This is a genomic window from Microcystis sp. CS-574 (genome assembly GCF_028329095.1).
GTDB lineage: Bacteria > Cyanobacteriota > Cyanobacteriia > Cyanobacteriales > Microcystaceae > Microcystis > Microcystis ichthyoblabe_A.
In genome coordinates this window covers 1-13,439 of sequence record NZ_JAQMSY010000046.1, presented here as the reverse complement: position 1 = coordinate 13,439, position 13,439 = coordinate 1, and the positions used below count along the sequence as shown (strand labels likewise).

General features: G+C 41.3%; 10 protein-coding genes, 1 tRNA gene and 1 pseudogene. 10 read left to right on the top strand and 2 right to left on the bottom strand.

The window, feature by feature from the left end; all coding sequences use genetic code 11:
- Positions 1-5: 5 nt before the first annotated feature.
- Both PN470_RS03165 and PN470_RS03160 read left to right on the top strand, forming a co-directional pair.
- Positions 6-3,104: an efflux RND transporter permease subunit gene (locus tag PN470_RS03165; protein WP_272103631.1), complete on the top strand. Its 3,099-nt coding sequence runs from the start codon at positions 6-8 to the stop codon at positions 3,102-3,104.
- A 546-nt stretch (positions 3,105-3,650) separates the two neighbouring features.
- Positions 3,651-4,430, top strand: coding sequence for a pentapeptide repeat-containing protein (locus PN470_RS03160; RefSeq protein WP_002776869.1), 780 nt, complete (start codon positions 3,651-3,653; stop codon positions 4,428-4,430).
- 41 nt (positions 4,431-4,471) lie between these two features.
- Here PN470_RS03160 and PN470_RS03155 read toward each other — a convergent pair whose 3' ends face one another.
- Positions 4,472-4,999, bottom strand: coding sequence for a hypothetical protein (locus tag PN470_RS03155; RefSeq protein WP_103112971.1), 528 nt, complete (start codon positions 4,997-4,999; stop codon positions 4,472-4,474).
- Between the two features lie 367 nt (positions 5,000-5,366).
- Here PN470_RS03155 and PN470_RS03150 point away from each other — a divergent pair, with 367 nt between their 5' ends.
- From PN470_RS03150 to PN470_RS03135, 4 genes are read left to right on the top strand one after another with little or no spacing between them, the layout of a single operon-like run.
- Positions 5,367-5,888 (top strand): hypothetical protein, encoded by a 522-nt coding sequence (locus PN470_RS03150; RefSeq protein WP_103112970.1) that lies wholly within the window; start codon positions 5,367-5,369, stop codon positions 5,886-5,888.
- Positions 5,889-5,932: 44 nt separating this feature from the next.
- The gene (locus PN470_RS03145) at positions 5,933-6,442 is read left to right on the top strand and encodes a coiled-coil domain-containing protein (protein WP_103112969.1); all 510 of its coding nucleotides are present in this window, start codon (positions 5,933-5,935) and stop codon (positions 6,440-6,442) included.
- A 44-nt stretch (positions 6,443-6,486) separates the two neighbouring features.
- Positions 6,487-6,942 (top strand): coiled-coil domain-containing protein, encoded by a 456-nt coding sequence (locus PN470_RS03140; RefSeq protein ID WP_002793975.1) that lies wholly within the window; start codon positions 6,487-6,489, stop codon positions 6,940-6,942.
- Between the two features lie 57 nt (positions 6,943-6,999).
- Positions 7,000-8,547, top strand: a complete 1,548-nt coding sequence (locus tag PN470_RS03135) for a protein kinase domain-containing protein (protein ID WP_002776876.1) — start codon at positions 7,000-7,002, stop codon at positions 8,545-8,547.
- A gap of 22 nt (positions 8,548-8,569) precedes the next feature.
- Here PN470_RS03135 and trhO read toward each other — a convergent pair whose 3' ends face one another.
- Positions 8,570-9,382, bottom strand: coding sequence for an oxygen-dependent tRNA uridine(34) hydroxylase TrhO (gene trhO / locus PN470_RS03130; RefSeq protein WP_002776877.1), 813 nt, complete (start codon positions 9,380-9,382; stop codon positions 8,570-8,572).
- Positions 9,383-9,459: 77 nt separating this feature from the next.
- Between trhO and PN470_RS03125 the strand changes: the two genes are divergently transcribed.
- The 4 genes and pseudogenes from PN470_RS03125 to PN470_RS03110 form a co-directional block, all read left to right on the top strand.
- Positions 9,460-9,532: transfer RNA gene (locus PN470_RS03125), tRNA-Ala, on the top strand.
- A 289-nt stretch (positions 9,533-9,821) separates the two neighbouring features.
- The gene (recO, locus tag PN470_RS03120; protein WP_016515329.1) at positions 9,822-10,604 is read left to right on the top strand and encodes a DNA repair protein RecO; all 783 of its coding nucleotides are present in this window, start codon (positions 9,822-9,824) and stop codon (positions 10,602-10,604) included.
- A gap of 22 nt (positions 10,605-10,626) precedes the next feature.
- Complete coding sequence (locus tag PN470_RS03115) at positions 10,627-12,117, top strand: MFS transporter (RefSeq protein WP_272103628.1); 1,491 nt, start codon at positions 10,627-10,629, stop codon at positions 12,115-12,117.
- Positions 12,118-12,631: 514 nt separating this feature from the next.
- A pseudogene (locus tag PN470_RS03110) lies at positions 12,632-13,045 on the top strand (Rpn family recombination-promoting nuclease/putative transposase); the annotation flags it as partial.
- Positions 13,046-13,439 lie beyond the last annotated feature (394 nt).

Below are 13,439 nucleotides of genomic sequence, written 5' to 3'. Positions count from 1 at the left end.
CTCCAATGAATAACTTATTTGAACGTAAACCTAGATTACTAATTCTGACCTTAATTCTGATTATTGTCTGGGGATTGTCTTCCTTTCAAATTTTGCCGCGCATGGAAGATCCCGAAACAATTAATCGAGGTGCCACCATTACCACCAATTTACCCGGTGCCAGTCCTTATCGGGTGGAATCCCTAGTGACCGAAAAAATTGAACAATCTCTCTCTAGCATCAAAGAAATTAGCCTGATTGAGTCCTCCTCGGAATTAGGGCGTTCCACGGTCAATATTGAACTTAAAGATGAAGTGACTGATGTGGATCCCGTCTGGTCACGCATTCGCGATCGGATTACCGATGTCATCCCGGAACTACCCCCAGAAGCCCAAAGACCCTTATACGAAGAAGGATATAGTAAAGCCTTTAGTTTATTGACTGCCATCCTTTGGGATCTAGATACCGCTCCTAATTACGCTATTTTACGCCGACTTGGCCAAGAACTGTTCGATGAATTAGAAGCCCTTTGGGGAACCGAAAGGGTCGAGTTAGTCGGGGTTCCGGCCGAGGAAATTTTAGTCGAAATCGATCCGGTGAAATTATCCTCCCTGGGCCTAACCGCCGTCGAAGTTGCCCAACAAATTCAAACCAGTGATGCCAAGGTTGCCGCCGGACAACTTCGCAGTAATCGCAATAATTTATTATTGGAAGTCGATACCAGTTTAGAATCACTCTCTCGGATTCGAGCAATTCCGATTCGTTACAGTAATGATGGACAATTTACCCGTTTAGGAGATATCGCTCTAGTTACCAAGGGAATTCAAGAACCACCGCCAGAACTAACCATTATTAACGGTAAACCCGCTATTGTGGTGGCGGCTATGATGGAATCGGGCCAACGCATAGACGAATGGACAGCGGCGGCCCAGGCCAAGTTAGACCTGTTTCGACCCTCTCTCCCCCAAGGTGTTAGCCTCAAGATAATTTTTGCCCAAAATCGTTATGTGGCTAACCGACTCGATGGATTATTCAGCAACATGATCCTAGGGTTACTCTGTGTCATGGGGACAGCTTTTGTGATGATGGGATGGCAGTCCGCCTTGGTAGTAAGTGTATCGCTGCCTTTATCGATCCTGATGGTCTTTGCCGGTATGAATCTCTGGCAAATTCCCCTACATCAAATGTCGGTGACAGGAATTGTCATTGCTTTGGGACTTTTGATCGATAACGCTATTGTAATTGTCGATGAACTGCAAAAAGGACTACGGACGGGAATAGCTCACGAACATATTGTTGCTGAAACCGTTAAACAGTTAGGGATTCCCCTCTTAGCTTCTACCCTAACCACGATTTTGTCTTTTATGCCGATCGCTCTTTTGCAAGGAGGCACTGGCGAATTCGTGCGTACTATCGCCCAAACAGTGATCTTAGCCTTAGTTAGTTCTCTAATTTTGTCCCTAACGATTATTCCTGTCCTCAGTTTACGTTTATATCAACTGACTCATCGCTCGCACCAGACAAAAACCCATTGGTGGGATACGGGAATTAATTTACCGCTCCTAACGGGGTTATATCGCCAAATTTTGAAGTTAATTCTCTATTTTCCCGTATTAGGTCTGGTTATTGGCTTGATTGTCCCAATTACTGGCTTTGTTGTCGCTGGCACTCTCCCGGAAGAATTCTTTCCGCCGGCAGAACGAGATCAGTTAACCCTAGAAATCGAACTGGCCCCCACCACAACCCTAGAAGTAACTCAGGTAAAAGTGGCTCAAGCTGAAAAAATACTGCTAGATCATCGAGAAATTGGGGAAGTTCACTGGTTTTTAGGGCGTAATGCTCCCCCCTTCTACTATAATCTCTCCGATGGCGTCAAAGACTCTCCTAATTTTGCCCAAGCGTTGATTCAACTTCGGCAAGTTTCTGATGATCCCCAATTGATCGAAACCTTACAAAAACAATTAAGTCAAGCTCTACCGATGGCAAGGGTATTAGTTAGCCCCCTAGAACAGGGTCCACCGGTGGGCGCCCCGATCGAAATTAGGGTTTATGGCTCAGAATTGGAGATGTTAAGGAAAATTGGCGAGTCCCTACGGGAAGAACTGGCAAAAATACCCGAAATAACCTATTCTGTTGCTGATTTAAGTGAAATTCAAGCTAAATTATCCTTAAAAATTAATGAAGAAAAAGCTCGACTGATTGGTTTGGATAATGCGGCGATCGCAAGTCAATTGGATAACCTTTTAGAAGGTTCTGTGGGTGGCTCGATTTTAGAAGCAACGGAAGAATTACCCGTACGAGTCCGAGTCGCTAATCGCGATCGCGAGCAACTGCCACAAATTGCCTCTTTAAATATTCTCGGTAATTCCGCCACTGCTGAACGGGCGAATATTTCCCTTTCCTCCGTGGCAGAATTTGATTTTCTCCCCGAATTAGCCACGATTCCTCGACGAAATGGCAAGCGAATTAATACGGTGAAGGCCTATGTTCAAGCTGATGCGATCGCTGCAACGGTTTTAGACGAATTTCGCCAAAACTTAGAATCGGGCAAATTTTCCCTTCCGGCAGGGTATCGGCTCGAATTTGGCGGAGAGGAAGAAGAAAGAGATACAGCTGTGGCTAATCTAATTGCTAGTGTGGGAGTCTTGGCGATTCTAATGCTATCAACCCTTGTTCTTTCTTTTAACTCCTTCCGTCTTGCTGCCCTAGTTACTGTCGTCGGTATTAGTTCAATTGGACTAGCCTTATTTTCCCTCTGGTTATTTGAATATCCCCTAGGATTCATGTCCATTTTAGGCACTATCGGCTTAGTTGGGGTTTCCGTTAATGACTCTATTGTCGTGGTAGCGGCTTTACAAGCTTTACCCCCCCATCTTCAACGCCAACGCAAGGCAATCCGGGAAGTGGTCATTGCTTCCACCCGTCACATTCTCACCACTACCTTAACCACCGTGACGGGATTTGTGCCATTATTTCTCTACGGCGGGGCTTTTTGGGAACCCCTCGCTATCTGTATTTCCATCGGGGTAATCGGAACCACCCTAAGCGCACTGGTATTTGTCCCGTCGGGATGGTACTATCTCGCTCAAGCCCAAAAGGTTTCCCCTCTGTCTGTTCCTGAGTAGCTTGATTAAATACCACTTTTGTAGAGACGTTGCCTAGCAACGTCTCTATTGATACTAAATCCGTTGAGTATAGGCTACATATCAGGACAGGCAAAAAGCACTCTTGCAATAGGCAAAAGGGGCAATCAATAATCAGTCTTTAATAACCGGATTTAGTGTGATTTGGGTAAAAATACCCTAAAAGTCCTCTCGGCTCCACCGCCCTGATCCGAGAAAATAGGGAGAATTGGCTGGGTTAAATATAATCGAGTTTGAACAATAGATAAGTTTTTTAACAAGAGTAGTTTTAGATACTAATTACCCGATGGGCTGGGGTAGAATTGGGAAAACCAGTCAAACTGTTTTAGCCAAGCTACTTAACTATGATGAAAATTAACTTGCTGTTCGCGTTATCTTCTCTTAAAAAATCGACAAAAAACTTTACATAAACTCAAAAGAGAGCCTGATAAATTTCTTATCTAAAAGCTGAGTTAGTTATCGGACAAAGTTTTTAGGTGCTTTTGTTGATTACTTCTTAACCACCATCTTATAAGTAGAAGAAGGGAGATGAAAGTTAATCAGTTACTAAGACTCTATGAACAAGGAGAACGGGATTTTTTAGCCATTGACTTGATGAGTCTAGATCTACAACAAGTGACTCTAATCGCTGTCAATTTTGCTGCGGCCAATTTGCGCGGAACTAATTTGAGCCGCTCTTTTCTGACTAAATCAAATCTGCGGGGAGCGAGTTTGAATTGGGCGAATTTAACCTATGCCAAATTAAGTCAAGCGCAATTAGTGGAAGCGGACTTAACCAAAGCCAATCTCACCGGGGCCTTTATGGTACAGGCTAACCTGCGTAACTCGCGATTAAGTGGGGCGGATCTTTCCCATGCTAATCTCCGGGGGGCGAATTTATGCGGGGCGAATTTATGCGGGGCGAATTTATACTTAGTTAATCTCTTGGAGGCAACCCTAGATAAAGTCAATCTCAATTGGGCCAATTTGCAGGAAGCGCGGTTAAGTGGGGCTAAATGTCGTCAGATTTCCGCAAGGGAAGCCAATTTTAGGGGCTCTTTTCTGAAAGAGGTGGACTTTCAAGGGGCCAATTTAGAAAGGGCTAATTTTAGTGAGGCACGTCTGACGGGTAGTGATTTACGCGGGGCCAATTTAGCGGGTGCTAATCTAGCGGGAGCGCGTTTACAACAGGTAAATCTACAGGGAGCGGACTTGAGGGGTGCTAACTTGACGGGGACTTGTTTTGAGAGTGTCACTGGTTGGACAGAAACCGCCCAAGAAGATGATATTTTTCCCCTAGACTGGTTTCAGCCTCGTTTTGCTACTTAAAAGTCAATATATCTTCCGAAAGCCCGTCCTTTTCCTATCAATTAACGATTAGCTGGAGTGGTTAATCTTTGGTTAGGAATGGGGATTGGGGGAGCATTATTCGGCTCATCCTCGAAGAGTAAAGTAGGGGGAGGAGGAGGAGTGGTAGCGCCGGGAGATGCTGCTGGAGATGGACTGGGATTAACGGCAGCGGGGGGACTTTTCGGAGTGACGACGGGTGCGGGAGAGCTAAAACCGAGGAGAGCTTTGCCAAAGGGAAAAACATTTCTCCAGCGTTGAATATTGGGATGACCAAACCAATCTTGACGGGACACCTTCACCGAGAGGAGAGGTGCGATCGCCCCTGATTTTTCGGCCGTTATCAATAAATCAATTTTATTAATACCCTGTTGTTGATTAAAACGACTGATGATAGTTTTCTCGGCTAATTGCGATGCTCTAGTCAATAATCCTTCGTAGGATTCTCCCTGTTGAACTGTGATGGGAAGATTAACAGTGGATTGAGCAAAAACCACGTCAACGGCGATAATTCCCGTCAGCAGCGTTAAAACAGTAATAGACTTGTACATAGGACAGACGGTTAAACAGTCACTCCCTGGTTAGGGTCGGGATCTTCCCTGTTAGAGTTCCCCGATCGCTTTCTTAAATTACCATGATCGATCTCTGGCCACAATGGAATTTTTTCGGTAGCGTAATCGTCCTTAGTCCCTAGCAATAGGCAATAGGGGAATACTTAGGGCTGGCTGAATAAATCGAAAAACTTTGTTGGATAATATCTTTAGGCTTTTTTCAAATCAAACAGTGCCGGCCATTGGAGTGATCAGAGGGAAAATTCAGGGACTTTTTCCCTGAAAATGGGTAAAACCCCACACCAACGCCAAACTTTTTCAGTATAACCTAATTATATTTGGCCTTATCGACCAGAGGTTGTTAATTATGACACAAACTAGCGAAACCGTTACCTATTCTCTCGAATCTGTCCTAACAAGGATCGAGAGTAAAATCGACAATCTCCAAAGAGATGTTAATCAAAAATTTGACAGTCTCCAAAGAGATATGGATCAGAAAATTGACAATCTCCAAAGAGATGTTAATCAGAAAATTGACAGTCTCCAAAGAGATATGGATCAAAAATTTGACAGTCTCCAAAGAGATATGGATCAAAAATTTGACAGTCTCCAAAAAGATGTTAATCAAAAATTTGACAGTCTCCAAAAAGACGTTAATGATTTAAAGGTGGAAGTCACAGAAACCAAGGGAGATATTAAAACTCTTGACCAGAAAGTCGAAAGAATAGATAAACGACTGGAAAAAGTTGAAGATAGTTATGCAATCCTAGTTAAAGATATTGCGGACTTAAAAGGGTTTAAATCCCTGATTATCCCCATGGTCGTAGCTTTTTTAAGTGCCGTGGTAACTTTAGGATTGCGCGGCTTTTTTCTTGGTAATAAACCTTAATTTTTTATGTCAAGAAAGTAGTTATTTGTAAGAGGTTGTTAATTATGACACAAACTGGCGAAACCGTTACCTATTCTCTCGAATCTGTCCTGAAAGAAATTAAAGATAGCATTAAAGAGGTTAATCAGAAAATTGACTCTCTCCAAAGAGATGTTAATCAAAAATTTGACAGTCTCCAAAGAGATATGGATCAGAAAATTGACAGTCTTCAAAGAGATGTAGATGAGAAAATCGACAATCTCCAAAGAGCTATGGATCAAAAATTTGACAGTCTCCAAAAAGATGTTAATCAAAAATTTGACAGTCTCCAAAAAGACGTTAATGATTTAAAGGTGGAAGTCACAGAAATCAAGGGAGATATTAAAAATCTTGATCAGAAAGTCGAAACAATCGATAAACGACTGGAAAAAGTCGAATCTAGTTATGCAATTCTAGTTAAAGATATTGCGGACTTAAAAGGGTTTAAATCCCTGATTATCCCCATGGTTGTAGCTTTTTTAAGTGCCGTGGTAACTTTGGGATTGCGCGGCTTTTTTCTTGGTAATAAACCTTAATTTTTTATTTCAATAAAGTAGTTATCTGTAAGAGGGTTTTAATTATGACACAAACTAGCGAAACCGTTACCTATTCCCTTGAATCTGTCCTGACAAGGATCGAGAGTAAAATCGACAATCTCCAAAGAGATGTTAATCAAAAATTTGACAGTCTCCAAAGAGATGTGGATCAGAAAATTGACAGTCTCCAAAGAGATGTGGATCAGAAAATCGACAATCTCCAAAGAGATATGGATCAAAAATTTAACAGTCTCCAAAAAGATGTTAATGATTTAAAGGTGGAAGTCACAGAAATCAAAGGAGATATTAAAACTCTTGATCAGAAATTTGAAACAATGGATAAACGACTGGAAAAAGTCGAAGATGGTTATGCAATTCTAGTTAAAGATATTGCGGACTTGAAAGGGTTTAAATCTCTGATTATTCCCATGGTTGTGGCTTTTTTAAGTGCCGTGGTAACTTTGGGATTGCGCGGCTTTTTTCTTGGTAATAAACCTTAAATATATCAAGGAATATTGTTATCATCAAGTTTATTTTTTACTCTACCAATAAAATCTATGAGTTTTTGTATTAATCCTCATTGTCCCAAACCGAAAAGTATCACGGAGAGTCGTTACTGTCAATCCTGTGGTTCCGACTTGCTTTTAAATGGTAAATATCGAGTCACAAATTTATTGAGTGCCAAAGGTGGATTCGGTAATACCTATGAAGTGATAGATGAACGTAAAATACCTAAAGTGTTAAAAGTTCTTACCTACGATTCTAGCAAAGCTATTGATTTATTTCAACAGGAAGCCAATCTTTTAAAACAATTAAATCACCCCGGTATTCCCAAAGGAGAAAACTATTTTATTTATCATCCCCGGGAGAGTCAAACTGCTTTACACTGTTTAGTTATGGAGAAAATTGCTGGTATTGACTTAGAAGAACATCAAAAACAAAGAGGATTTAAACCGATTGATTATAATCTCGCTTTGGATTGGTTAAGTCAGTTGGCTAATATTCTCCATGAAGTTCATAAACATAAATTCTATCATCGTGATATCAAACCCTCTAATATTATCTTAAAACCCGATGGTCAATTAGTTTTAATTGATTTTGGGGCAGCGCGACAGGTGACTAAAACCGTCCTAGCAGGAGGTAAAAATACGGGAATTTATACCCCCGGATATGCTCCTCCTGAACAATCTCTTGGTCACTCTGTCCCCCAATCAGACTTTTATGCTTTGGGCAAAACTTTCGTCTTTTTGTTAACCGGTAAAGAACCCAGTGATCCGAAAATTTATAATATTAATACAAATGAATTTAACTGGCGTAAATATGCACAAAATATCCCTTCTCGATTAGCAGATTTTATCGATAATTTAATGGCAGAAAAACCTATTGATCGACCGAAAGATACCAAAACTTTGCTAAAAATTATTACCGATATTAAAGCCAATCCCCATCAAACTAAAAAAACTAAAAATTCTGCTCCTGAAAAACCTAAAATTATTCCTATTCCCAATCCTGCACTTATTTCTTTACTCGCCGCAATTTCTCCCAGTTATGCTGGGTTTTGGCTCCGTTTCAAAGCTTCTTTAATTGATTCTTTTATCGTTTTTATTATCGCAGCTTTATTAGGTGGTTATATCTGTTTTCGCTTACAACAATGGTCAACTTTTCAAGATTTAAATCTTAACTTTGATATTCCCAAAGAAATCTGGGTTTACTATGCAGCAGGATTAAGTGCAGCCGGAACAACAATTTTTGGTTTTGCTTTATTTATAGCGGCAATTATCTATAATATTCAAGCCAAAGTTAACTTTACTCACGAGCATATTGCCATTCTGACTGCTCTTGGTTTAGGAATAGTTATTAAATGGTTATATTATGTTTTCTTAGAATATCTTTTTAAAGCCACTATTGGTAAAATGTTTTTTGATTTATCCGTCACGGATAGTCAAGGCCGACGCATATCTTTTGCAAGAGCAAATCGCCGCTACTTACTAAAATATCTCTCCACTGCTCCCTTATATTTGGGCTTTTTACTGGCAGCCTGGACAAAGAAAAAACGCGCCCTTCATGACATGATTTCTGGTACACAAATCCGCAAGAAAAAGTAACCAGATACTAAATAGGATAAGATTAACTACAATAAGGACAAGATATTCCCGTTCGGTAATTGGGGGATTGTTTATCTTTTTCATCGATGGGATGACCGCAAGCGGGACACATTTCATAATGTCCTACCTCTAGATTAGCTGTTAGTGCCACTCTTTGATCAAAAACAAAACATTCTCCTTGCCAAAGACTCTGATCGGGACTAACTTCTTCTAAGTATTTCAAAATACCTCCCTCTAGCTGATAAACTTGAGAAAAGCCTTGATTTAATAAAAAAGCTGCCGCCTTTTCACAACGAATTCCCCCCGTACAAAAAAGAGCTATTTTTTTATCGTTAATACTATCAAAATTTTCCTGAATATACTCAGGAAATTGGCGAAAATGCTGGATTTCTGGGTTAAGCGCTCCCGCAAAAGTACCGATCGCCACTTCATAATTATTACGAGTATCGATCACTACCACGTCCGGCTCTTTCAGCAATTGGTTCCACTCTTCAGTTTTGAGATAAATTCCTGTGTTTTCGAGAGGATTAGCCTTGGGTTGACCAAAAGTCACAATTTCCTTTTTTAAGCGAATTTTTAAGCGTTGAAAGGGCAAATAATCACAAACAGACTCTTTCACCTCTAGATTAGCTAAACGAGTATCGGTTTTTAACCAACTAATCACTTCAGCGATCGCTTGACGGTTCCCGGCGATCGTTGCGTTAATCCCCTCGGCTGCCAGAAGAATAGTTCCTTTAATTCCTCTTTCTTGGCAGTATTTTTGTATTTCTGGCTGTTTTTGACGATAATCTGACAAAGCCACAAACTGGTAAAAAGTGGCGACTAGATAAGACATGGCAGGCAAGGGAAAAATTAACTTGTAATATTTTTCACTATAGGTTATAATAACGAGAGTGTCTCAAAAACCAGATCGGGGGTTTAGCTCAGTTGGTAGAGCGCCTGCTTTGCAAGCAGGATGTCAGCGGTTCGAGTCCGCTAACCTCCATAGTCATGACTGATTCCCCTTTGCTTGGTGATTAGCTCAAGTCTTCTTGGGGAGACAATTAGCTAGGGTTTGCTGAAAAAATCTAAAAACCTTGTTGGGTAAGACTTTTAGACCTTTTGTCAATCAAAAAGTACCAGGTATGGGAGTGATCGGGGGGAAAATTCAGGGACTTTTTCCCTGAAAATTAGGTAATTGACCCCCTCAAAATCGGTAAAACCCTACACCCTACACCCCACACCCCGCACCCTGTCCCCACCAACAAACTTGTTCGGCAAACCCTAATTACTAAATGATGTCTCGTACCTATCAAGCTACTGGAATCAATCTGCAAGGAATGGCCTTCGGAGAAGCCGATCGCCTCTTAACTATTTTGACCGCCGAATATGGTTTAATTAGAGCCATCGCTCCAGGTGCGCGCAAGTATAAATCTTCCCTGCGGGGTAGAAGTGAACTATTTGTGGTCAATAATCTGTTGATAGTCGCAGGAAAATCCCTAGATAAGGTCGTTCAAGCTGAAACTATCGAATCTTATCCCAAATTAAGTCAAAATCTCGCCAAACTAACCGTTAGTCAATACCTCTGTGAACTGGTTTTGGCGATCGCCCTGAGCGAACAACCCCAGAGGGAATTATACGAATTAATCTGCAGCCATCTGGCCAGAATTGAAGTCCTCGACGAGAATGAATACATACTTCCCTACCTTTGTCAAGCAATTTTTCATTTCTTAATAATTGCCGGCTTAGTGCCGCAAGTCCATAACTGCCTGTTGACGGGAAAAGCTTTAATTGGGAACAATTGCCTAGGATTTAGTTTCGAGGCAGGGGGAATAATAGATCTAGCTGCCCTAACAGAAACAATCAACCCGCCCAAAATCGATAGTAAACTGACGCGGCAAGAACTGCAATTACTGCAATGCCTAGGAAAAACAGATTTTCCCCCAGAAGAAAACCTTACCTCAGAACTAGCTTGGATTAACCTCGATCGTTTGCTGCGTCGCTATACTCAATATCATCTGGGAAAAACTTTTCGCTCCTCGGCATTAGTTGAGGGTTTATCTCCCTTAGAATTTTAAACAGATAGCAAAAATCATCATAATGCAACTGTTTGACTCAGAAACTGACGACGCTACGTCCAGCGCCTCCCCCACTCCTGTTTTTAATTCTTCCGATTCCTCACCGAGGCAATCCGACGCAGAAACCATGAACCGCTTGCCTAAACGTGCGCCCAAATCCAATCCTAGTCAGGGTTTTGCCCCAGTGCTAAAAAACCCGCGCTTTCTCATTCTCTGGGCGGGGGGAATTTTTTCCCAATTAGCGGATAAATTCTATTTAGTCCTGATGATCTCCCTAATTGCCACCCATTACCAAGAAGCCGATCAATCGATTAGCGGCTGGGTATCGGCGATAATGATTGCTAATACAATTCCGGCGGTGTTAGTGGGTTCGGTGGCGGGTGTATATGTTGATAGATGGTTAAAAAAACAAGTTTTAGTTATTTCTAACCTTTTACGCGGGGCTTTTGTCCTCGTCATTCCCCTATTATTGTGGTTAGTGCGCGAGCAAACTTTAGCGGTTCCCCTCGGTTGGTTGCCTGACGGTTTAAGAAATTGGCATTACCGGCTACAAGGAGAATTTAATTTACCCTTCGGTTTTTTCCTGTTGTTAGTCATTACTTTTCTTGTCTCCACCCTAACCCAATTTTTTGCCCCCGCCGAACAATCTACCCTGGCATTAGTGGTAAAACGTCGTCATCTTCTACCCGCTAATTCCCTCAGCACTTTAACCACCATGGCGGTATTAATTATCGGTTTTGCCATCGGTGAACCTCTATTAGCTTTTGCTGATAGCATTTTCGGCACGAGAGCCGGACAATTTGATATTGGCAAAGTGATGATTGTCGGTGCTTTTTATATAATTGCCGGTTTAATTCTAATTATCCTGCGAACTAACGAAAAATATATTATTCCTACCGCAGAACAGCCCCATGTTTGGGAAGATATCCGCGACGGCATTCGTTACCTCAACAAAAATCATAAAGTTCGTAACGCCCTAATTCAATTAGTCATCTTATTCTGTATTTTTGCTGCTCTATCAGTATTAGCCGTCAGTATGGCGGAAAAACTACCCGGGTTAAAAGCTTCTCAATTCGGCTTTTTATTAGCCTCCTGTGGTGCAGGAATGGCAGTTAGTGCGATTACTTTGGGTTATTGGGGCCAAAAATTCTCCCACACCCAATTAAGTCTCTGGGGTTCTCTGGGTATGGCGGCAGCTTTAATCGGTTTATCTTTAGCAACAAAGAGTTTAATTTTAGCCTTCGCTATGACCGCTTTATTAGGGATTTTTGCCGCTTTAGTCGGGGTTCCCATGCAAACTACCCTACAGGCAGATACACCCCCCGAAATGCGCGGTAAAGTCTTTGGTTTAGAAAACAATGCCGTTAATATTGCCCTCTCTTTACCATTAGCTGTTGCGGGTATCGCCGAAACTCAATTCGGACTCCGACCGGTACTATTAGCTTTAGCAGTTATGGCAGTCATCGGCGGTGGTTTTACTTGGTATGTTTCTGGCAATTTATCTAAAGATTAGCGGAACTTATCAGTTATCAGTTATCAGTTATCAGGAGTCAGTTATCAGGAGTCAGTTATCAGGAGTCAGGAGTCAGGAGTCAGGAGTCAGGAGTCAGGAGATTGCCTTTATTTATTCTCCTATCTCCCCCGCAAAGAAGCGGGCGTTGTCAGATCAGAATATGAAGAATGAATTGCGACACAACGAGAGCCTTACTGTTAAAGCGTTTTCAAGTCTGCTCTGATGCGCCATCATCTTCAAACTTGACAACGCCACTAAACGGTTGTACGAACAGGGTTATCAACGAGAGGATATTCTCAACCTCTTTAAAATAATAGAAAACGGGTTTCTTAAAGAAACCCGTTTTCTGGATAATCCTAAGAGTGAGCTAACCCGCTACACTTTTGTCAACTTTTATTGATTTAATGTCCACTTTTACCGTAAGTATTGTCAAGTAACCTTAAACTTGTTAGAATCAAAGAGTTATTATTTTCTAGTAGTCATTCACCGATGAGATTAGTTAAGATGATATTACATGACTAATAATGTTGATCATGATCGCTTATTTAAGGAGTTGATTTCCACCTTTTTTGTCGAATTTATTGAGTTGTTTTTTCCTGAAGTAATGAATTATTTAGACACAGACTCAATTACTTTTTTAGACAAAGAAGTATTTACCGATGTCACGGAAGGAGAAAGGCATAAAAGCGACTTAGTAGCACAAGTTAGGTTTCGCGGAAAAGAATCTTTCTTTCTGATTTATGTCGAGGCGCAGGAAAGTTCTCGAAAGTGGTTTAACCGGCGGATGTTTACTTATTTTGCTCGCTTTCATGAGAAATTTGTCTTACCGATTTATCCGATTGTAATTTTTTCTTACTCCCAGCCCAAAAAAGAAGCAATTAGTCAGTATGTAGTCGATTTTCCCGATTTTAAGGTGTTAGAATTTAACTCTGAGAGGGGGACAAGCGAGCTAGAAGGTAGATAGGGCAAGCGATATAGCTCTTTGTCCCTTGATGTAATCCTTCAACCGATAGGGCTCTCCCAGCTTTGGTGGGTAAAATGTATTCTAAGATACATTTCTCAAGAGCGAGGGGGTGGAACGAACCACAAAGACACAAAGGACACAAAGATCGATCGATCATATTGTCAATTAAACTTATCACACAAAACCTAGAAGAGCCCCGATAGCGGCTAATTTGCATTAGCTCTTCTATATTTTTTTGGGAACATTTGATGTAGCTGGAGCCAATGATAGAGATGTTGACCCACATAAAAACTGCTGTGTCTGCGTTGACCTTTATATCTTTTTTCAGGTCTTGTGACATATTTTTGGATTCCCATAT

What these genes read in the sequence shown, in the direction of transcription:
- PN470_RS03160 (WP_002776869.1), top strand. Translation starts at nt 3,651, where the DNA reads ATGAAAGTTAATCAGTTACTAAGACTCTATGAACAAGGAGAACGGGAT.
- PN470_RS03115 (WP_272103628.1), top strand. Translation starts at nt 10,627, where the DNA reads ATGCAACTGTTTGACTCAGAAACTGACGACGCTACGTCCAGCGCCTCC.
- recO (WP_016515329.1), top strand. Translation starts at nt 9,822, where the DNA reads ATGATGTCTCGTACCTATCAAGCTACTGGAATCAATCTGCAAGGAATG.
- PN470_RS03145 (WP_103112969.1), top strand. Translation starts at nt 5,933, where the DNA reads ATGACACAAACTGGCGAAACCGTTACCTATTCTCTCGAATCTGTCCTG.
- PN470_RS03155 (WP_103112971.1), bottom strand. Translation starts at nt 4,999, where the DNA reads ATGTACAAGTCTATTACTGTTTTAACGCTGCTGACGGGAATTATCGCC.
- PN470_RS03140 (WP_002793975.1), top strand. Translation starts at nt 6,487, where the DNA reads ATGACACAAACTAGCGAAACCGTTACCTATTCCCTTGAATCTGTCCTG.
- PN470_RS03165 (WP_272103631.1), top strand. Translation starts at nt 6, where the DNA reads ATGAATAACTTATTTGAACGTAAACCTAGATTACTAATTCTGACCTTA.
- PN470_RS03150 (WP_103112970.1), top strand. Translation starts at nt 5,367, where the DNA reads ATGACACAAACTAGCGAAACCGTTACCTATTCTCTCGAATCTGTCCTA.
- trhO (WP_002776877.1), bottom strand. Translation starts at nt 9,382, where the DNA reads ATGTCTTATCTAGTCGCCACTTTTTACCAGTTTGTGGCTTTGTCAGAT.
- PN470_RS03135 (WP_002776876.1), top strand. Translation starts at nt 7,000, where the DNA reads ATGAGTTTTTGTATTAATCCTCATTGTCCCAAACCGAAAAGTATCACG.